Genomic DNA, 19,518 nt, shown 5'->3' with positions numbered 1-19,518 from the left:
GTTTGATCGCCCTTAGTAATTTGAAAACACCTGCCAAACGCTACCTATACGTCTTTAAAACCAAACGTCCCGCCGTAATATCGGTGGTGACATTGAGTTTGCTCGTCGCGTTTTGGTTTTGCTTACCCAAACCCCTGTTCGACACCCCAACGTCTTATGTTATCGAGGATGAACAAGGCCAGCTCTTAGGCGCGACTATCGCTACAGACGGGCAGTGGCGTTTTCCGGCCAATAGCAAAGTGCCGGAGAAATTTAAAGTCTGCATCATTGCTTTTGAGGATAAGCGTTTTATGTACCACCCCGGAGTTGATCCGCTGGCTTTTGGGCGGGCAATTAGGCAAAATATTAAAGCTAAACACGTAACCAGTGGAGGTAGTACGCTCACCATGCAGGTCATACGTTTGGCCACCAAACATAAACGCAACCTGTGGAACAAATTGTTGGAAATGGCGATGGCCGTAAGATTAGAGGTCGGCTATAGTAAGGAAGAAATATTAACATTGTATGCGGGTAATGCCCCATTCGGCAGCAATGTGGTAGGGTTGGAAGCAGCCTGCTGGCGGTATTTTGGTCGCACGCCTGATCAGTTATCCTGGGGGGAGATGGCCGCCATGGCAGTATTGCCGAATTCGCCGGCTTTGGTGCATCCGGGAAAGAATCGTAAAGCTTTACTTAGGAAACGTAATTCGTTGTTGGATAGGTTGGTATGGAACGGAACTATTGATAGCACTACCGCTGATCTGGCCAAGCTGGAACCTATGCCGGATAATCCCGTGCCTTTACCGCGTTCGGCGCCACACTTACTCCAACGTTTCCGTAAAGAACATTTGGCGGATAAGGGTAATAATACCCGGACCCGAACGACCATAAAGGCAAGTTTACAGGAACAGGTGTCGGACATTGTCGAGCGTCACCATCAATTGCTAAAAGCCAACGGCATTAACAACATGGCAGCGGTAGTTCTCGATGTTGAAAGTGGCGCTACGCTGGCTTATGTGGGTAACATTAGTCACCCCGAAGATCCGGCGCTGGAGAGTGATGTAGACGTGATCGGTGCACCACGTAGCCCGGGTAGCACGCTAAAACCTCTGCTTTATGCTAATATGATGCACGACGGTTTGATACTGCCGAACAGCTTGATCCCCGATATCCCAACCCAGATAGCAGGCTATCATCCCGAAAATTTTGATCTTGGTTATGACGGCGCGATACCCGCTTCGAGAGCTCTGTCCCGGTCATTGAATGTACCTGCGGTAAAAATGTTGCAAAAGTTTAAGTACGAGCGTTTTTATGATTTTCTGAAAAAGGAGGGTATGACAACGCTCAATAAACCTGCCGACCATTATGGCCTTTCTCTGATCTTAGGTGGCGGCGAAAATACGCTTTGGGAATTGAGCGGTGCTTACGCCAATATGGCCCGGGTACTTAACCATCACCCAAAGTACAAAGGACAATATGATCCTGCGGACTATCATCAGCCAGTCTATCAAAAACGGACAGATAAAGTTGAATCGCAGTTGGAAAAGAATGGCTTGCTTAACGCTAGTGCCATCTATTATACCCTGCAAGCCATGGAGGAGGTGATGCGCCCGGGCGAGGAAATGCTTTGGCAGCAATTCGCTTCTACACAACGTGTGGCCTGGAAGACGGGTACAAGTTTCGGTTTTCGTGACGGATGGGCCATAGGCATCACACCGAAGTATGTGGTAGGCGTTTGGGTAGGCAATACAACGGGAGAGGGGAGACCCGATCTGACCGGTATCAAGACGGCGGCCCCGGCCATGTTCGAAATATTCAGGTTATTACCTTTAACACGGGAATGGTTCCCGATGCCAGTTTCTGCAATGGCTAACATCAAGGTTTGCCGCCAAAGCGGTTTCCGTGCTGGAGGGAATTGCGATAACCCGGACGATATGTATGTGCCGAAAGCTGGGTTAAAGTCGCCTGTTTGTCCGTATCATCAACTGGTGCATTTGGATCGGACGGAGAAATATCAGGTGAACGCAGATTGCGAAGACGTGGGGGCTATCGTCACTAAAAATTGGTTCGTGCTGCCACCCTCTACGGAGTATTATTATCGTACTAAGAACTATCAATACAAAACTTTGCCGCCTTTCAGGGCTGGTTGCCCTGTGCCGGGTAATAGTAACACGATGGAATTGATCTATCCCCGTGATGGCGCAAGTGTTTACATTCCTTTAGAAGCCGACGGCCAGCGCGGGCGTATGATCTGCAATGCGGCACATAGGCAAGCGGGTATGAAGGTGTTTTGGCACCTTGACGAAAAATACATCGGCCAAACTACCGACAGGCATCAAATGGAAATACTGGCTGCACCTGGCAACCATGTGATCACACTGGTGGACGCCAACAGTAACGAGCTGACGGTCAGATTTAAAGTAGAAGAAAAGAAAAGCGGCAGCGACAAGCCTTAGATCTTTTGCTTAGCCTTTAGTTCCAAGTAACGGTTGATGGTATTGACCGTCAGGTTTTGCGGAGCGGTCAGGATGGATTGGATACCATGACGGGCCAGTTCCTTAACGATCAATTTTTTCTCGTACACAAATTTCTCGGCAATGGTTTTGATATAAACACCCTCCACATTGGTGGCGCTTTGTTCGCTTAGTTCTTTCAGTCCGGTGTTCTCAAAAAAGATGATAACTAATAAATGGTATTTGGCTATCCGTTTGAGATACGGGAGCTGGCGTTGTAAGGCGCTCAGGCTCTCAAAATTGGTAAAGAACATCACCAAACTGCGCTGGTTCATCACCTTACGCACAGTGCTGAACAGCAGCTCCATATTGGTTTCGGTGTAGCTGGTCTTTTCTTTGTAAAGTACTTCTAAGATCTTGTTCAGTTGGGTCGGCCGACGGTCGGCGGCTACTGTTGCACCTTTTTTATCGGATATGGTCATCAGTCCGGCTTTGTCCTGTTTGATCAGCGCGACGCTTGATAATACCAGGCTGGCGTTGATGGCGTAGTCAAGCAAACTCAACCCGTCGAATGGCATTTTCATCACCCGCGATTTATCGATGATGCAATAAACATGCTGCGACTTTTCGTCGGTGTAATTGTTCACCATCAGCGCACCCTGGCGGGCAGTCGCTTTCCAGTTCATGGTACGGAGGTCATCGCCGGCTACGTAATTGCGTATCTGCTCAAACTCCATGCTGTTGCCCAGGCGGCGTATTTTTTTGATACCGATCTCGTTCAGGCGGTTGGATATGGCCATTAACTCGTACTTGCGCATTTGCAAAAACGAGGGATAAACGGGCAGGATATCGGTTTGCTCGAAGTTATACCTGCGACTGATCAATCCCAGCGGCGACTTCACATAAGCCCTGATCATCCCGAAATGATATTCGCCCCGTTTAGTAGGGCGAATAAGGTAATTGATCATTTTCTGTTGGCGCGATGATAGCTTGGTCTCGAAGCTTACATCGCGCTTTTGGAATTGATGAGGGATCTCGTCTATCAATTCCAGATCAATATTGAAAGGGTACAGATTCTCTGTAAAAAGGTTGACCTCGTTATCATCGCCGTTGCTTAGACGTTCGGGTGCAAGGCGTTTACAGTACACGCCTTTTTTTAAGCGATACAGCAGCCATATATCGGCAAGCGTTACAACTACTAACACCCAAAAACAAATGAGCGGGATATCGCCCAGCCATTTTAAAAAGAATGATAGCAGGAACAGCACAGCCACCACACCCAGCGCTGCGAACAACCTGTTGGTGAGAAAAAGGTTACGGTAAAAATTGGCGAAGAACGCTTTCAATTTATCTTGGTATCTCTATTTTTTGAATGATCTGTGCTACAACTTCGTCGGGCGTTACGCCTTCCATTTCTTTGTCAGGCGTAAGCATAATACGATGACGCAAAACGGCAGGGGCTACCCAAATGATGTCCTCGGGTGTTACAAAATCGCGTCCTTTCATGGCGGCCAATGCTTTGGCGCTGTTGATGATGGCTAAAGATGCACGCGGCGAACCGCCCAGGAACAGAGATTTGCTATTACGCGTTTCGTGAATGATCTTGGCAACGAATTCGATCAGCTTTGGTTCAACATAAAACTCGCGCACCTGCTTACGTGCGGCTATGATATCATCGGCAGAAAGTACAGCGTGTATCTCGGTGATCTGCTCGGCGGTTTTGTGTTGATGTTGTTGGGTGATGATCGCTATCTCGTCCTCAAAACTTGGGTATTTCACTTCGACCTTGAATAGGAATCGATCTAATTGAGCTTCCGGTAAACGATAAGTGCCTTCATGTTCAACGGGGTTCTGCGTGGCGATAACGATGAACGGCTCTTCCATTTTGTAGGTCTGCCCGTCTGCGGTTACCTGGCGTTCTTCCATCACCTCGAACAGGGCCGATTGCGTTTTAGCCGGTGCACGGTTGATCTCGTCGATGAGGATGATATTGCCGAATATAGGTCCGCGTTTAAATTCAAACTCGATGGTCTTAGGGTTGAATATGGATGTGCCTAATACATCCGAAGGCATCAGATCGGGAGTAAACTGTATGCGCGAAAACTTAGCATCAATGCTTTGCGCGATCAGTTTGGCGGTCAGGGTTTTGGCTACACCCGGCACACCTTCTATCAGTAGGTGACCATCGGCTAATATACCGGCTATCAGCAATTCGATGGTATCGTGCTGGCCAACTACCACGTGGTGTATGGCGGCTTTTATTTGCTCAATGGCCTGGCTAAGCCGGGTCATGTCTGTGCGTTGTTCAAAATTTTCGTTCTCCATTTTTATCTGGCTTGAATATAAAATTGTTCTATGTTATGGTTAAAGGTCAGCAATTCATCGTCCTTAACAGCTATGCCGCTTTGTATCAAAGCAGCCTGACCTAATATCGCGTGTATCAGGTCGGTATCGGCACCGGTCTTGTCGATCAGTGCTTGAGCCAGTTCTTTGTTCAGTAAGTTGGTCCGCAGGTTATAGCGTTGCCTGATGTGTTCTAAAAAGTAGGTCAGTTTCTTTTGGGCGATATTGGTATTGTTCCGTTGCTCGTAGTAAACCTGCCCAACGGTAGTCGCGAAATCTACACTGGTATTAGTGACCGGCGGGATGATCGGTATAATGCGTTGGCGACGTTTGGATTGATAGATCGTGAACAGCAATAAACTGGCTACCACTATATAAAAAGCCCAGCGCAGGGGAGGGTGGCTTAGGAATACCCGCATGGTCGATTCGTCGCCATCTTGTCCTTTGGCATAATAGTCGTTCCAGACGATGTTTTTACCATTGTCCATGAACGACAACGCAGTTGCCGCATAGCTTGCTCCCTCGGGCTGTAGCAGGCTGTAGTTAGTGAACATTTGCGGGTTAGCACTTAGATAAAGCGCACCTTTGCCCATGGGCATTTTTAAAAGGGTGGCATGGCCGTAACCATTTCGGCCCAACACCACAGTTTTCAGCGTATCGAATTTACTGAAATAATTGCTGGACGAATTATGGTCGACCCGATAAGTACTATCGCCCAAATGCTTGCTGGTAAAGTTTACATAGGTTTGCCCATTCTCATTAAGTTCTGAACCGATGTTTATGTTCAATGTATCACCAAGCAGATCACATATCCCATCAGTCGCTAAAAAAACATTATTGCCTTTTTTAATGTATCCAATCATTTCCTCGTGGTCATATTCGTCCACGATCAGGAAATCGCAGACGATCAGGATGTTGGCATTCTTCAGGCCATCTTCGGCTATAACCTCGTAGAGCGGCGCACGCACCGAACTCACTTTAGCTTTCGGGAAAATATCGTTCAACCTGTTGTACAAAATATAGCTACCGAACGGCACCTTATCTTCACTACCATAGGCCGGGCGCCAATCCGTTGGTTTTGGCTGGTTGTATTGGGCCACCATATACAGGATCAGTAGTAGCGACCCTAAGATCAGATATACGCGCAACCCTCTCATGCTAATAGTTTTTTAAAGTCAGCAAATAGGGTTTGGATATTGTTGAACGAGGTAGCATCCACAGGGAAGTTTCCGTACCAGATGTATTCGAACTGGCGGGTCAGCACTCCGAAAGTTTGCCTGCGGTCGGTGTCTCCCAACTCTTCCAGGTACGCCGAATTAGTTTTGCCTAATTCCCAATGGATCAAACCGGCATCACTTAATTGCTTCAGACTGGCCAAGTATAGTAAGCGCACCGCCAGTTTAAAATTACGGGCGGCAAGGGCAGCTTCTATCTCCTCGTCAAACGATATCTCGTGGATGTTCTCTAACGATTCGCTGTAGGGCAGGGCTGCCTCTTTAGGCGTACGAAGGAAGATATTGCTCAGGTCAGAAGACGCCAGTTTAATGATCAAAAATACGGCACAGATGACGGCTACACCTATCAAGATATACTTAATGATGGAGGCTGAACCTGCCGATACGTTAGGGAACAGCTTGCCTACCATATCCCAAAACCATCTCCAAAACTTATCCCAAAGGGTCTCTTCTTTTTTATAGTCTTTGGTGTAATACTTAAAATCTTCGTCGGCAGCAAGGCTATCCAGTACCTGCTGATCCAATCGGTGTACGGTTACTGACGAACTATCCAAACGTACTTTTGCCGGGACAACCTTTTTCTTCGGCTTCTCTGGCGCCGCTTTCACCGCCGGCTTTTTGGGCTGAGATGTAGGCGTTGCATACAAGTCGCAAAAGCAGCAAGCGAGTATCAGTAAAAGAAAAGCTATCCGTAACCGCATCTTATCAATATTCTTCTTTGTGCAGCGGCTCGGCAGGACTGTCGCTCTCGTCGTCTTTACCTAAATTGGCTATGCGTTGCAAGATGTGGGTATCCTCTTTTTGCTCTGTCAGATTAAAATACATGATACCGATCGCGATACACGGTAATAGATAAAGGATCTGAGCAAGATGTGTGGCAATACTATAAGTGATCATGTAAGCCTTGTATGATGCTGCACCGGAAACAAAAATGTAGATATAGGAAATAATGGTCGCCGGGATCCCTACCAATATCAGTGCAACATACATTAACAAGGTCGATAAAAATATCACACCAAAAGTAGACCACCAGCGCTCTTTAATAAGTTTAAATGCCCGATTAAATGAATAACCAAAACCACCATTCTCAAATATCATGATCGGAAATACCAGCGAGAACACCCCTGTAAGGTAAATACCAGGTACAAAGCAGAGCACGAAACCTATCATGATCATAATAGCCAATAGTAAAGAGCTGCCCGCCGCTCTAAGGAAATAATATTTTGTATATCCCCAAACTTCAACAACGGAGGGGGCAACATTACCCTTATCTTTATAAACCGCCATAAAGGAGTAAGTGAAGACAAACATCAACACTTGACCAAGTAGTTGTAAGATGATGGTAACAAAATAAAGCCAGCCGAACATGCTCATACCCTGGCCCAGTCTGTCAAAATAATTCAACTGTTGATAGGTGGATACGATAAGCCCGGTAAGCCAAAAAATGCCACAGATGGTAAAGTAAGACCGCACCAATTCGCGGCGGTTCTGTTTAATAAATTGTATGCTGTCATCGATCACCTTTCCGGTGTCGCGTATGCGGTTCAGTTCAACTTTGGCTTGCATGAGTTGGTTCAGGAGTTAATTTTCTGCTTAGGATAAGGGGATAAATAATTACGTACCAAATAATAAAAATGGCCGATACGGCCAGTATGCTCACACTTAGCCAAACCGGCATTTCGGTATGGCGGGTAATAAAACCTTCTAAAAAGGCGGCAACCACAATGATAGGAAGGATGCCGATAATGATCTTCATGCCATCCGTGGCTCCCTTTTTAAACGAGGCCATTCGGGTATAGGTTTTTGGGAACAGGATACTATTGCCGAAGACCAATCCTGCGGCACCCGCTATAATGATGGACGATATCTCTAAAGTACCGTGTATCCATATCACCAATATCGAATTGATGCCCAATCCCTTGCTGAAAAAGAAATACTCGAACGCGCCCACCATCACGCCGTTCTTGAATAACAAGCACAGCGGACCGATAGTAGTGATCACACCGGCCAGGTAATGCAGCACAGTAACATATAGGTTGTTAGCGGCAATATGGTAAAACATCTTTAACTCGCCCGTTTGTTTGTAAACGCCGAACGGGTCGCCTTTGGCTATGTTGGCATTGGTCATGTTGATATAGTCGTCACCAAAAAAGAAACGGAGGAACGACTGATCATATTTGGCCGACATAGCCCCCACAAAAGCGAAGGTCACAAAAAAGACGAAAGCATATAGCAACTGCCGCCTATAGGTGGCAAATAGCATAGGCAACTCATACTTCCAATAGGTTACAAACCTGTCCGTCTTTTCTTTTTTATTACGATAGATAGACTGGTGGAAACCGCTTGCCAGGGTATTTAAATAGCCGGTAGTTTTTGATTGCGGATAAAAAGTTTTTGCGTAGGCCAGGTCGTCGGCAATGGCTATAAAACGCTCGGCCAGTTCGTCCGGGTCCTTAGTCGGCTCATTTTCATAGCGTTTCCACCGGGCCGAGTTCTGTTTGACAAATAATGCCTCACGCATGTGTTAGCTGATAAGATTTTTTTGTTAAAATAGTAAAAAAGATCAACCTGCATAAAAAAATATATCAACGTTAAAATTATATTTGTTACCAATGGAAACCGTTAAAATAACCACATCACAAAACGTTGATATTGATTACGCAGTAGCCAGCCTTGGCGAACGCATTGCTGCCCGGGTGGTAGATTACCTGCTTTTTATAGGTGCTACACTGGTAGTTTACATCCCCACAACAGCTTCTGGGTTTAAAATCCAAGAGACCGCACAATGGGTTATCGGTATTATTTGGCTATCGCTTTTTTTGTTTTATGATCTGGTGGCCGAGATGTTTTTTAACGGACAAAGCATAGGTAAACGTATCGTTAAGATACGCGTGATCAGTTTGGATGGCGGCCGCCCAAGTGTTGGCCAATTTGTGATGCGCTGGTTATTCAGGATATTGGATTTTGGGGTTACATTAGGTTCGTTAGCGGTATTATCGGTGGCTTTCTCAGACAAACGCCAACGTATTGGCGATATCTCTGCCGGCACTACTGTAGTGAAGACCAAACCGGTTAACCCGCATCAAGATCTGTTTTATAGCTTACCCGATGACGACTATAAACCTACTTTCCCCGAGGTTACTCAGTTGAGCGATAAGGATATTAATTTGGTATATGATGTTATCCGTAATTTTAATTACACCCGCAACAGCAAGTTGGTCTACACGTTGGCCGTGCGTATAAAAGAACATCTGAACATAACGTACCCGCCCGATCTGAATGTGAACGAATATCAGTTCTTACAATTGGTGGTTAACGACTACAACGCGATCGCTGCCCGTAACGAGGCCTGATCTACCATATCAAATGCCCGCCTAACTTGATGGCGTAGCTCATGATAATGACCGAAGCTGCAAAAATATAGGATGGTGTTTTTATCTGTTTGATGATCGGTTGAGGTTTAAAGGTATCGACCACCGCGATCACTACTGCCAACAACACTGGTATGGTTGCCGGATAAAGCGAGAAACTTTGCAGAATATTTCCTCGCGCAAGCGCGATCACGGACCGTTGGAAACCGCAACCGGGGCAATCAAAACCGGTCCATTGTTTAAAATAGCAGGGGAGAAGATAGTTTTGTAATTGCCCGATCACTGTAGACATGACGATCATTAAGCGGGATTGATGTCGTAAGGACGTTCATAATCTGCCGCACCATAATTTGGTATTGCTCCACCCGGCCCTAAGTAACGATCGTTACCGAAGGCCAGCAGAAGTAAAAATATCGGGTTAAGAAATATTAATCCTAATGTAAAGCCAACCCCATAACCGAAACTCTTGCTTAATCGGTTAGCGCTCCATATCCAGAAAATTAAGCTAACGTAAGGGATGATCAGTAAGATGAACCACCAAACAGGTTTCCCAATAACTTTAACAAAAACAATGAGGTTATAAACCGGGATGAAAGCTGCCCAGCACGGCTCCCCGGCTTTAGAAAATATACGCCAGCCTACTATCGGGTAAAAAAAGATAGTGAAAAAGACGGCGACGGTAATTAGGGCAATTTCAACTGAAGTCATTTTTTGTGATGTTTAAGTCTGTTCTTTCTTACCGCAAATTAAATAAATGTCTTAAATAAACAAATCGGCTTTTAAAGATCAGCATTTCTTAATGTTAAAATAACATATACCGTTTTGGTTTTTGGTATAGATTTGCTATGTTTGCATAGCAAAGTTTAAAACAATTAGTCATGAGCCAGGAATTAACAGACTTTACAGCACAGATCGATCATGAATTTGATCTGGATTTCATCGCCCCCGAAACACTCGCTGATTATATCATCCAGTTGTTCGTATAAATTCGCGTTCCTACTAAAAGCAAAAGGCACCACCTTTTAGGTGATGCCTTGTAACGCTTTATAATTTGCTGTGATCAGCTATCTATCACGGAAATTTAACCGACGGGAAGCTTGACACATCCGCAGTAGGGATACTTGAATTATACTGCGCGTTGATAGCGCTAATAAACTCGTTAGCCACAATAGCGTAACCACGCTGGGTCAAATGCACACCATCTAAAGAGAAGATACCGCCGCTGATGAAGTTAGCATTCAGGCTAACACCATTGATCACCAAACCTTTCGCTTTCAGATTGGTCAGGAACGTATTGGCATCAAATACAGCTAAACCTTTAGCAGCAGCCGCAGCTTTGATAGATGCATTGTATGATACTACGTAGTCTTTGGCAAGCGATACTTCGGCTGCATCTAAAACGTATTTGTTTTCGATAGGGTTTAACGGGTGTAAACCATAAGGATAAGTCCCGGCACCTGCCGTAGTTGAACCGATAAGCGAGGTTGGGAAAGTAAGCACGATCAGATCTTGATTAGTAGCCACACGCGGCTGATAATTTGTTCCGCTAACCAAACCACTAACATAGATAGCCTGTACTTGGGAGTTAGCTGCTTTAGCCGCTGCCAGTATCGCCGCCGGTGTTACTGTGTTTAAGAAGGGGATAGTGGTCACATCCGGAATAGTCGCCACAGCACCTTTTGCGCCCGTGGCGGTTAGTTTTGCAATAACATTGGTGTAAGCAGCGGTAAAGGTCGCTTTATCTGTCAACGCATCAACACCACCTGTTGTAGCAAAATTCAATGCGTCGTTATTACCTAACCAATTGGTAAAAAACGTAAATGGTTTAGCTGTCACAAAATCCAGATAGGCCGTATTATGACTTAGTATTGCGCCCGGCAGCAAGCGTTCGTAAAAACCATTCAGGTTGCCGTAAGACGCTATGGTAGCGTGTACCAGCTTAATGCCCGGCACACCAAAGTTATTGATATCGCCCGTGTACTTGGTATAAGTTGTAACAGTAGTTGATGTAAGTGGCCCGGTAGGGACCGTTGTTTGGCCCGTAACAGCTAAGCCGGTAGTTACCGGAGCGGTAATAGGTGCACCTGTGGTTTGGTTAAAGCCTGTCAGCCTCAAATAGCCTGAACCATTAGCCTGAGCCTCGGTAAATAATGGTTGATTGAAAGCACCACCACCAACACTTTGCATTTGCTTAGCGATGATGGCAGGGTAGGAATTCAGCTGACCTTCGCGATAAAGACCACCATCCGCGTAACCTGCCGTTAACGAGTTACCTACCGCTATGTAACGGGTAAGGTCTAACGAGCCTGCCGAAACTGCCGACTTGCTCACCAGATTAGGCTTGCAGGATGCCAGGCCAACCATGCCGGCAAATAATATGTACGAGTATGTTTTTAAATTTTTCATGTCTTGCTTCAATTAAAATACTACCAGTGATACGATAAAGAGATACCCGGGATAAATACATTGGTTTTAAAAGTACCGGCCAAATTGGTCTCGATGTTGGTTTGCGTGCGCGACAGTACATCCTCGTACATAAACGATGCATCGATATTCAAATTTTTGGTTGCCTTGTAACCTAAACCGCCGGTGAAGATCAGCCGGTTAGCATCAGGAGCTTCAGGGGTAACATAACCATCCTGAACCGGGGTAGAAGCGTAGCCACCGCCCGCGCGTAATGCCCATTTAGTGCTGGCTTTATATTCGGCACCAACACGGTAAACCGAGCCATTTTTGTAGTTACGTGGCGAGTGGGTATCCTGCAATGTGGCAGTATTGTTAGCATAATCAAAATCAAGCGACTTGTAAACCGCCCAGTTCACAAAGCTGGCATCAACCGCGATCGTCCAATCCTTGTGCGGATAATAACCTATACCGATAGATGTTGTGGAAGGCAACGGTAAGCTTGCCGTAAATGTATTTGGCTGAGGGAAATTGGCTTGTACAGATGCCGGTACTTTAAATATCGCGTCGCCGTTCTTAACCTTGGTGGTCACTTGCGAGCGGTAGTTCACGCCCACCGTGAATTTCTCCGACGCTTTAACAAATACACCCGCATTCCAACCAAAGCCATGGCCTTTGCCATTTAATTCAGCTTCGCCGTCAGCACCTGTCGAACTGGCCAAAGGGATAGCCCTTTTCAGTACCACACTGGCATGGTTGTACACAAAACCACCACCGATGCTTACACGATCGGTAAGTTTATAGCTGATAGTGGGTTGGAAGAAGATCGCTTTAAGATCAAGGCTGGTCAGTGTGTATTTACCGGTCCAGGTGTTGCCCCAGTCGGTCAAACCACCGAACGGCGTGTAAACGCCTAAACCAAATTTGAAGTTTGAGCCCTTAGGACCCCATACGCCGTAAGCCGTGAAAGGTGTCGCTATCTTATTGGCAACATCGTACTGAGTGTTAGATCCGGTTGGACTGAATGCAGATTTAAACAACAGCGGACTAACGCCTGCTTGTACATAATTTTCGGGCAACATGGCCACCGCTCCGGGGTTGAAGAGTACCGACGCGCCGTCCTGTAGCAGGCCTGTGCCGGTATGGCCCATGCCTATTTGCTTCTGTCCGTGTAAGTTAACCTGGAAACCCTGCGAAAATGCCATGGCCGGCACCGATGCCAGAAGCGTAAATAATAGTTTTCTCATAATAAGTATAATTGGTTTACAACGTGTTTGCGTTGGGGTGCAAACATACATCTTTTAAAAAAATAAATTTACAGTAGGTTACAGTCTAAAAAAGGGCTATAATGCGGATGTGTTAGTCAAAAAGTCGGACAACTTTCCGCTTAATTATTCGTTGAACGGATATAAACCCATAGTTGTTTACTAAATGTGGTTAAATTAGCCACGTATCCTTCAACCAATTGTACCTATGTCTAAAAAGATCGCGCAGTTAAGTCTATCCAAATTTGCCGACCTGTATGCAGATAACTTTGTAAGCACCGATTTTTTTGTAGCCGACGAAAAGCAGCTACTGAGTTTAAGCGAGTTTCCTTACAGATCCGATGGTTACATTATCGGCATCTGCACCCGCGGAACAGCCGAGGTAGAAGTGAACTTGCAGGTGTACGAAGCCCGCCCGGATGCCATGTTGTTGGCTACACCTTTCCATGTGTTGAGGATATATAACGCCAGTCCCGATTTCCTTTGCCGTTTCCTGGTATTCTCTAAAGCTTTCCTGTCCGAGACCAGTGTGAACAGCCACTTTTTAGAGACCTTTAGCTATTTTAAAAGTACGTCTATCCCGGTGATCTATCCTAACAATGCCGATGCCCGAATGATATTGGACGTTTATCAGTTGATTAAGCAAAAGATAGACCGCCAGGAGCATCCTTACAGAATGGAGATATCGCGCAGCATATTGGCGACGCTGTTATACGAATTGCAAGCAGTGTACGAGAAACAACACGTCATCATTAGAGGAAAACAGTCCCGTAAGCAGGAACTGAACCTTAACTTTCAGGACCTGGTATTTCAACATTATAAAGAGCACCGCAACGTACAATATTATGCCGACGCGCTATTTGTATCACCCAAGCATTTAACCGAGACCGTAAAGGACGTTACCGGCCGCACAGCTGGCGAGTGGATAGACGATGCAGTGATCTTAGAAGCCAAGGTACTACTTCGCAATAACGATATCAGCATAGCCGCAGTAGCCGATGCGATACATTTCCCGGATCAATCTACCTTTGGTAAGTATTTTAAAAAACATGCAGGGTTGTCACCGTCGGATTATAGGATGGTGAGCGCGAATTAGTATTTTTATGATCATGAATAAGATCTGGTTTACATCCGACCATCACTTCGGGCACAGAAATATAATTGATCATGTAGGTCGCCCATTCGGCAGTGTGGACGAAATGGATGAAATGTTGATCCAAAAGTGGAATGAACGGGTAGCGGAGCATGATAACGTTTATCACTTAGGTGACTTAGGCCTGAATAAACCAGATCAACTCAAAGAGATCTTAAATAGGTTAAAGGGAAATATCTTTTTAATAAAAGGTAACCATGATGATACAGCTTTAAAATGCAAGAATAGATTTGAATGGATCAAAGATTATTATGAGCTGAAGGTACCGGATGAAAGTATTCCGACAGGAAAGCAAAAGATCGTACTCTTTCATTATGCCATGCGGCAATGGAATGATAAATTCCGCAAAAGCTATCATTTATATGGACACGCCCACGGAACGTTACCCGATGATTCGGCCTCGTTCTCTTTTGATATCGGAGTAGATAGCCATAACTTTTATCCTATCGATTATGATGAAGTAAAATTGATAATGAACAGGAAGGTTTGGAATACGGCTGATAGGGGTATTAATCTTTAAGTAATATCGTCAGTTATTTCCTTTCTCTTCTGCTGGCTCCGGTCTGTGACTGAAGCTTGATCGATAAGTTGAATTCTGTAATTTCAAGCCAACAGGTCACAGACTTGTCTTTATCTAAAGCTTCATTCGCAGAATTAAGCCAGGTAAGAAAAGAGGGTAAACTAACCGACATATTGACCAACATCCCCCCAATTTTGCCCTTTCTTGATGGGGCATTGCCGTCTACTTTTACCAAACATTATAAAACCAAAACGGGACCGTTCTGCTTGTCCCGTAAATTTCTTGTTAAACCAATAGCAATTGATATGAACGCTACCGAAAATGCAAGCGCCATTAAGGGCGGTGAGTTTCTGATCAGGGATACGCCGGCCGACAGTATTTTTATTCCTGAGGAATGGAACGAGGAACAATTGATGATCGCGCAAACCTGTACCGAGTTTTTGGCGCAGAACGTGGCACCAATTCTTGATCGCATTGATCAGCAGGAGGAAGGCCTGATGCAGCACCTGATGGAACAAGCCGGCGAGTTAGGTTTATTAGGGATATCAGTTCCTGAGGAATATGGCGGCTTTGGTAAAGACTTTAAAACATCCATGCTGGTGGCCGAGAAGTTAGGCGCTGGCAATTCGTTCTCTGTAGCGTTTTCGGCGCATACGGGCATCGGCACATTACCTATCTTATATTATGGTAACGACGAGCAAAAAGCCAAATACATCCCCAAATTAGCAAGCGGCGAATGGAAAGGTGCCTATTGTTTAACCGAACCCGGTGCCGGTTCTGACGCTAACTCTGGGAGGTCGAGGGCCAAGTTATCTGAAGACGGCAAACATTATATCATTAACGGACAAAAGATGTGGATCACTAACGCGGGTTTTGCTGATGTGTTTACGGTGTTTGCTAAAATAGATGATGATGAGAACCTGAGCGCGTTCATCGTAGAAAAAGGCTTTGAGGGCTTATCGCTTAATCCCGAAGAACATAAAATGGGCATTAAGGGTAGCTCTACCCGTCAGGTATTCTTTAATGATTGCAAAGTACCGGTCGAGAATTTGCTATCCGAACGTGGTAACGGTTTCAAGATCGCGGTTAACATTCTTAACCTGGGTCGTATCAAGTTAGGTGGTGCTACATTGGGAGCAGGTAAACAGATCATCAACTTTTCGGTAAACTACGCTAACGAGCGCGAGCAATTTGGCAGGCCGATATCTAAATACGGCGCTATCCGCTACAAATTAGCCGAGCAGGTGATCAAAGTTTATGCCTCGGAATCGGCGATTTATCGCGCAAGCCAAAACATGGAAGAAGCTACCGAACACATGATAGCCGAAGGCATGGATCCGATCAAAGCTAAACTGAAAGGCACTGAGCAATATGCTATTGAGGCAGCTATTATCAAGGTAGACGCCTCTGAAACATTAGACTATGTAGTTGACGAAGGTGTACAGATCTACGGCGGTATGGGCTACAGCGCCGAAGCGCCGATGGATCGTGCTTATCGTGACTCGCGTATCAACAGGATCTTTGAAGGCACTAACGAGATCAACCGCATGCTCACCGTAGACATGATGCTGAAACGCGCCATGAAAGGTGAACTGAACCTGATGGGGCCTGCCGAAAAGGTAGCCAAAGAGTTGATGAGCATCCCTGACTTTGGCGCAAGTGAAGATGAAACCTTATTCAGCAAAGAGAAAAAATACATTAGCGGATTTAAAAAAGCCGTCCTGATGGTGGCTGGAGCGGCTGTGCAAAAATTAATGATGCAATTAGGCAAAGAGCAGGAAGTACTGATGAATTTGGCTGATATGCTGATACAATTGTACGTTGCCGAGTCGTTGCAGTTACGTGTAGAGAAATTGGTCGCTATGAAAGGTGAGGAAGCAAGTGCCTTACAATTGGATATCATGCGCGTATTCATTAATGATGCCGCCGAGAAGATCCATAAAGCCGGTAAAGAGGCCTTGAACTCCTTCGCCGAGGGCGACGAACGCCGGATGATGATGATGGGCCTACGCCGTTTCACCAAGACCGAGGACATTAATACGACTGCTGCACGAAGAAATATCGCTGCTAAAGTTATTGAGGAAAATAAATATCCGTTCTGACCCCTCACGGCCTACCCAAAGGGGAGCAGAAAAAAATATACAGCATACAAACTCTTTTAAGCCTCCCCTTTGGGGAGGTTGGAGGGGCGATAAATCTAACATCTATGAAAATATTGGTCTGCATCAGTCAGGTGCCTGATACGAGTACAAAAATTATTTTAAAGGATAACGATACAGCGATCAACAGCGCTGGGACGACCTGGGTGATCAATCCGTATGACGAATGGTATGCCTTGGTGCGTGCGCTGGAATTAAAAGAGACCGGTGTAGCAAGCGATGTGCATTTGGTGACCGTCGGTAAGGCAGATGTGGAGCCGGTTATTCGTAAAGCTTTGGCTTTAGGTGGCGAAGAAGCCGTTCGGATAGATGCTGACAGCAACGACCCTTTGCAAACGGCTCAATACATTGCCGAATATGCCAAGAGCGGAGGTTATGACCTGGTGTTGGTCGGTAAAGAATCCATCGATTACAACAACGGCAGTACCGGCGTAATGATAGCCGAACTGCTGGACGCCGATTTTATCGGCTTTGCGACCAAGGTACAGGTTGATGGCAACACTGCGACCGTTACCCGCGAAATAGAAGGCGGGGAAGAAACCGATACTGCAAACTTACCCGTAGTTATTGCCTGCCAAAAAGGTGTAGCAGAGGCTCGTATCCCTAATATGCGCGGTATCATGGCGGCACGTACCAAACCGTTGAAGGTAATTACCCCTTCAGCGGTATTGGCAGTTACCGAGATACTATCTTACGAATTGCCTCCTGCTAAAGCGGGTATAAAATTGGTAAGTGCCGACGATATGGACGCGCTGGTAGAGTTACTGCACAGCGAGGCAAAAGTTTTATAGAAGATATGAGTATTGAGATGTGAGATATGAGGCAAAAAGTACAACACGTCTCAAATCTCATATCTCACGTCTCATATCTAATTTCAACATCTCAAATCTAAAGAAAACATGTCTGTATTAGTATTGGTAGAACATACCGAAGGAGATATCAAAAAGAAAAGTTTCGAGGCAGTGCAATACGCTGCCGAAATAGCTAAAGCCGATGGATCGGGCGTTGCTGCTTTGGTCTTGGGGGCGCTTAGTGAGGATGCGATAAGCGCCCTTGGCGAATACGGCGCTCAAAAAGTATTGCAGGTAAGTGATGCCCGGTTGAATGATCTGCATGCCCGTGCCTACACCACCGCTATTTTAACGGCTGCCCAAAAGGAGGGAAGCAAAGTGATCATTATGATGCATGATGTTAACGGTCGTGCTGTTGCACCACGTGTAGCTGTAAAATTGAATGCCGGTCTGGTGTCAGGTGCGTTATCACTTCCGGATAAGGCAAAAGGTTTTACTATCAAAAAAGCTGTATTCTCGGGCAAGGCGTTCGCCTATGTAAATGTAACCAGCGATGTAAAGGTAATTACGCTTATGCCAAATACTTTCCAATTAAGTAAAGCCGATGGCAAAGCAACGATAGAACAACTTCAAGTCAGCTTTGGCCCAAAAGACTTTGGCGTCACCGTCAAAGAAGTGAATAAAGTGAAAGGCGAAGTGCTATTGGCTGAGGCTGAATTGGTAGTATCCGGTGGTCGTGGACTGAAAGGTCCTGAGAATTGGGGACTGATCGAAGACTTAGCTAAGGAGCTGGGTGCGGCAACAGCCTGCTCTCGCCCGGTGGCAGATGCGCATTGGCGCCCTCATCACGAGCATGTGGGGCAAACAGGGGGAACCATCCGTCCTAATTTGTATATCGCGGTAGGTATATCCGGTGCTATCCAGCATTTGGCAGGTGTTAACGGGTCAAAAACCATTGTGGTGATAAACAAAGACCCCGAAGCACCGTTCTTTAAAGCAGGGAACTACGGCGTGGTAGGTGATGCTTTAGAGATATTACCTCGACTAACCGCCGCCGTTAAAAAGTTTAAAGAGACCCATAAATAAGTATCCAAAAATGGAGAACGCGTTTTACCAGGGACAGGTGCTTTGGGCACAGATAGACGCTAATCAACATATGCGCCACTCGGCTTATGCCGACGTTTGCGCACAGGCAAGGCTGAATATGCTCCAAAGTATCGGTATGAAGGCAACGACATTGCTGGAAGCTAAGATCGGTCCGGTATTGTTTCGTGAAGAACTGAAATACTTGCGTGAGGTTTCTCTTGGTGATACCATTACTGTTGTGTGCGAGGTACTTAGCTCACGTGTAGATGGTTCGCGGTGGACGATCAGACACGAGATTTATCGCGGCGATGGCGTTAAGGCCGCCGTGGTTATTGCCGATGGATCCTGGATAGATATGGAAAAACGCAAATTGGCTATACTGCCAACCCAAATAAGCGATATGTTTGCACACGCGCCCCGGTCGGCTGACTATGCCGAAGAGGTGCCGAAAGCAAAAGAATAATTTTACTAAACTACAACACAACCTATGAGCGATCTGAAAGCGACTTTTGACGATGCCGTTGCCCAAAGCAAGCAACTGACCAAGCGTCCGGACAACGAGACTTTACTAAAACTGTACAGCCTGTACAAACAAGCCACTGACGGCGATATGCCTGCCGATACCGAAAAACCCGGCATGTTTGATTTTGTCGCCGCTGCCAAATACACCGCCTGGAAAGGTCAGGCCGGTTTAAGCTCTGAAGATGCGATGAACCAGTATATCGAGATATTTAAAGGGTTGAAGGCGAAGGAGTGACCC

Annotated in this window: 19 protein-coding genes; 9 read left to right on the top strand and 10 right to left on the bottom strand. The window is 45.9% G+C overall.

What is annotated here, in order from left to right:
• Window positions 1-20 precede the first annotated feature (20 nt).
• Window positions 21-2,435: a penicillin-binding protein 1C gene (pbpC, locus tag IRJ16_RS02235; RefSeq protein ID WP_194109883.1), complete on the top strand. Its 2,415-nt coding sequence runs from the start codon at window positions 21-23 to the stop codon at window positions 2,433-2,435.
• Here pbpC and IRJ16_RS02230 read toward each other — a convergent pair.
• The 6 genes from IRJ16_RS02230 to IRJ16_RS02205 are packed head-to-tail and all read right to left on the bottom strand — an operon-like array spanning window position 2,432 to window position 8,531.
• Window positions 2,432-3,778, bottom strand: coding sequence for a DUF58 domain-containing protein (locus IRJ16_RS02230; RefSeq protein ID WP_194109882.1), 1,347 nt, complete (start codon window positions 3,776-3,778; stop codon window positions 2,432-2,434). The genes pbpC and IRJ16_RS02230 overlap by 4 nt on opposite strands.
• 1 nt (window position 3,779) lies before the next feature.
• Window positions 3,780-4,757, bottom strand: coding sequence for an AAA family ATPase (locus IRJ16_RS02225; RefSeq protein WP_194109881.1), 978 nt, complete (start codon window positions 4,755-4,757; stop codon window positions 3,780-3,782).
• Between the two features lie 2 nt (window positions 4,758-4,759).
• Window positions 4,760-5,932: a DUF4350 domain-containing protein gene (locus IRJ16_RS02220; protein WP_194109880.1), complete on the bottom strand. Its 1,173-nt coding sequence runs from the start codon at window positions 5,930-5,932 to the stop codon at window positions 4,760-4,762.
• Window positions 5,929-6,711 carry a DUF4129 domain-containing protein gene (locus IRJ16_RS02215; protein ID WP_194109879.1) on the bottom strand — a complete coding sequence of 261 codons (783 nt, stop codon included), beginning with the start codon at window positions 6,709-6,711 and terminating at the stop codon, window positions 5,929-5,931. The genes IRJ16_RS02220 and IRJ16_RS02215 overlap by 4 nt, the downstream gene beginning before the upstream one ends.
• Before the next feature lie 4 nt (window positions 6,712-6,715).
• Window positions 6,716-7,576: a hypothetical protein gene (locus tag IRJ16_RS02210; protein WP_194109878.1), complete on the bottom strand. Its 861-nt coding sequence runs from the start codon at window positions 7,574-7,576 to the stop codon at window positions 6,716-6,718.
• A complete protein-coding gene (locus IRJ16_RS02205) occupies window positions 7,560-8,531 on the bottom strand; it encodes a stage II sporulation protein M (RefSeq protein WP_194109877.1) in 972 nt (323 codons plus the stop codon). Before IRJ16_RS02205 ends, IRJ16_RS02210 begins: the two co-directional genes overlap by 17 nt.
• A gap of 91 nt (window positions 8,532-8,622) precedes the next feature.
• On the opposite strand from IRJ16_RS02205, the gene IRJ16_RS02200 reads away from it, so the two are divergent.
• A complete protein-coding gene (locus IRJ16_RS02200) occupies window positions 8,623-9,363 on the top strand; it encodes an RDD family protein (protein WP_194109876.1) in 741 nt (246 codons plus the stop codon).
• 1 nt (window position 9,364) lies between these two features.
• Here IRJ16_RS02200 and IRJ16_RS02195 read toward each other — a convergent pair whose 3' ends face one another.
• The 4 genes from IRJ16_RS02195 to IRJ16_RS02180 all read right to left on the bottom strand — a co-directional run bounded on the left by IRJ16_RS02195 (window position 9,365) and on the right by IRJ16_RS02180 (window position 13,031).
• Window positions 9,365-9,673: a DUF2752 domain-containing protein gene (locus IRJ16_RS02195; protein ID WP_194109875.1), complete on the bottom strand. Its 309-nt coding sequence runs from the start codon at window positions 9,671-9,673 to the stop codon at window positions 9,365-9,367.
• Between the two features lie 8 nt (window positions 9,674-9,681).
• Window positions 9,682-10,089, bottom strand: coding sequence for a DUF5684 domain-containing protein (locus IRJ16_RS02190; RefSeq protein WP_194109874.1), 408 nt, complete (start codon window positions 10,087-10,089; stop codon window positions 9,682-9,684).
• A gap of 363 nt (window positions 10,090-10,452) precedes the next feature.
• Window positions 10,453-11,787, bottom strand: coding sequence for an SGNH/GDSL hydrolase family protein (locus IRJ16_RS02185; RefSeq protein ID WP_194109873.1), 1,335 nt, complete (start codon window positions 11,785-11,787; stop codon window positions 10,453-10,455).
• Window positions 11,788-11,807: 20 nt separating this feature from the next.
• On the bottom strand, window positions 11,808-13,031 hold the full coding sequence (locus IRJ16_RS02180; RefSeq protein ID WP_194109872.1) for an OmpP1/FadL family transporter: 1,224 nt from the start codon (window positions 13,029-13,031) through the stop codon (window positions 11,808-11,810).
• A 226-nt stretch (window positions 13,032-13,257) separates the two neighbouring features.
• Here IRJ16_RS02180 and IRJ16_RS02175 point away from each other — a divergent pair, with 226 nt between their 5' ends.
• The 7 genes from IRJ16_RS02175 to IRJ16_RS02145 all read left to right on the top strand — a co-directional run bounded on the left by IRJ16_RS02175 (window position 13,258) and on the right by IRJ16_RS02145 (window position 19,515).
• Window positions 13,258-14,145 (top strand): helix-turn-helix domain-containing protein, encoded by an 888-nt coding sequence (locus IRJ16_RS02175; protein ID WP_194109871.1) that lies wholly within the window; start codon window positions 13,258-13,260, stop codon window positions 14,143-14,145.
• 13 nt (window positions 14,146-14,158) lie between these two features.
• Window positions 14,159-14,722 (top strand): metallophosphoesterase, encoded by a 564-nt coding sequence (locus IRJ16_RS02170; RefSeq protein ID WP_194109870.1) that lies wholly within the window; start codon window positions 14,159-14,161, stop codon window positions 14,720-14,722.
• 305 nt (window positions 14,723-15,027) lie between these two features.
• Window positions 15,028-16,824 (top strand): acyl-CoA dehydrogenase family protein, encoded by a 1,797-nt coding sequence (locus tag IRJ16_RS02165; protein WP_194109869.1) that lies wholly within the window; start codon window positions 15,028-15,030, stop codon window positions 16,822-16,824.
• A 104-nt stretch (window positions 16,825-16,928) separates the two neighbouring features.
• Complete coding sequence (locus IRJ16_RS02160; protein WP_194109868.1) at window positions 16,929-17,672, top strand: electron transfer flavoprotein subunit beta/FixA family protein; 744 nt, start codon at window positions 16,929-16,931, stop codon at window positions 17,670-17,672.
• Window positions 17,673-17,780: 108 nt separating this feature from the next.
• Window positions 17,781-18,758: an electron transfer flavoprotein subunit alpha/FixB family protein gene (locus IRJ16_RS02155; protein WP_194109867.1), complete on the top strand. Its 978-nt coding sequence runs from the start codon at window positions 17,781-17,783 to the stop codon at window positions 18,756-18,758.
• A 10-nt stretch (window positions 18,759-18,768) separates the two neighbouring features.
• Entirely contained in the window at window positions 18,769-19,221 is a 453-nt protein-coding gene (locus IRJ16_RS02150) for an acyl-CoA thioesterase (protein WP_194109866.1), read from the top strand.
• Window positions 19,222-19,245: 24 nt separating this feature from the next.
• Complete coding sequence (locus tag IRJ16_RS02145; protein ID WP_194109865.1) at window positions 19,246-19,515, top strand: acyl-CoA-binding protein; 270 nt, start codon at window positions 19,246-19,248, stop codon at window positions 19,513-19,515.
• Window positions 19,516-19,518: the final 3 nt, after the last annotated feature.

Source organism: Mucilaginibacter myungsuensis (assembly GCF_015222005.1).
GTDB lineage: Bacteria > Bacteroidota > Bacteroidia > Sphingobacteriales > Sphingobacteriaceae > Mucilaginibacter > Mucilaginibacter myungsuensis.
This window is presented reverse-complemented; position numbering and strand designations above follow the sequence as displayed.

What these genes read in the sequence shown, in the direction of transcription:
- IRJ16_RS02225 (WP_194109881.1), bottom strand. Translation starts at nt 4,757, where the DNA reads ATGGAGAACGAAAATTTTGAACAACGCACAGACATGACCCGGCTTAGC.
- IRJ16_RS02220 (WP_194109880.1), bottom strand. Translation starts at nt 5,932, where the DNA reads ATGAGAGGGTTGCGCGTATATCTGATCTTAGGGTCGCTACTACTGATC.
- IRJ16_RS02215 (WP_194109879.1), bottom strand. Translation starts at nt 6,711, where the DNA reads ATGCGGTTACGGATAGCTTTTCTTTTACTGATACTCGCTTGCTGCTTT.
- IRJ16_RS02210 (WP_194109878.1), bottom strand. Translation starts at nt 7,576, where the DNA reads ATGCAAGCCAAAGTTGAACTGAACCGCATACGCGACACCGGAAAGGTG.
- IRJ16_RS02205 (WP_194109877.1), bottom strand. Translation starts at nt 8,531, where the DNA reads ATGCGTGAGGCATTATTTGTCAAACAGAACTCGGCCCGGTGGAAACGC.
- IRJ16_RS02200 (WP_194109876.1), top strand. Translation starts at nt 8,623, where the DNA reads ATGGAAACCGTTAAAATAACCACATCACAAAACGTTGATATTGATTAC.
- IRJ16_RS02195 (WP_194109875.1), bottom strand. Translation starts at nt 9,673, where the DNA reads ATGTCTACAGTGATCGGGCAATTACAAAACTATCTTCTCCCCTGCTAT.
- IRJ16_RS02190 (WP_194109874.1), bottom strand. Translation starts at nt 10,089, where the DNA reads ATGACTTCAGTTGAAATTGCCCTAATTACCGTCGCCGTCTTTTTCACT.
- IRJ16_RS02185 (WP_194109873.1), bottom strand. Translation starts at nt 11,787, where the DNA reads ATGAAAAATTTAAAAACATACTCGTACATATTATTTGCCGGCATGGTT.
- IRJ16_RS02180 (WP_194109872.1), bottom strand. Translation starts at nt 13,031, where the DNA reads ATGAGAAAACTATTATTTACGCTTCTGGCATCGGTGCCGGCCATGGCA.
- IRJ16_RS02175 (WP_194109871.1), top strand. Translation starts at nt 13,258, where the DNA reads ATGTCTAAAAAGATCGCGCAGTTAAGTCTATCCAAATTTGCCGACCTG.
- IRJ16_RS02170 (WP_194109870.1), top strand. Translation starts at nt 14,159, where the DNA reads ATGAATAAGATCTGGTTTACATCCGACCATCACTTCGGGCACAGAAAT.
- IRJ16_RS02165 (WP_194109869.1), top strand. Translation starts at nt 15,028, where the DNA reads ATGAACGCTACCGAAAATGCAAGCGCCATTAAGGGCGGTGAGTTTCTG.
- IRJ16_RS02160 (WP_194109868.1), top strand. Translation starts at nt 16,929, where the DNA reads ATGAAAATATTGGTCTGCATCAGTCAGGTGCCTGATACGAGTACAAAA.
- IRJ16_RS02155 (WP_194109867.1), top strand. Translation starts at nt 17,781, where the DNA reads ATGTCTGTATTAGTATTGGTAGAACATACCGAAGGAGATATCAAAAAG.
- IRJ16_RS02150 (WP_194109866.1), top strand. Translation starts at nt 18,769, where the DNA reads ATGGAGAACGCGTTTTACCAGGGACAGGTGCTTTGGGCACAGATAGAC.
- IRJ16_RS02145 (WP_194109865.1), top strand. Translation starts at nt 19,246, where the DNA reads ATGAGCGATCTGAAAGCGACTTTTGACGATGCCGTTGCCCAAAGCAAG.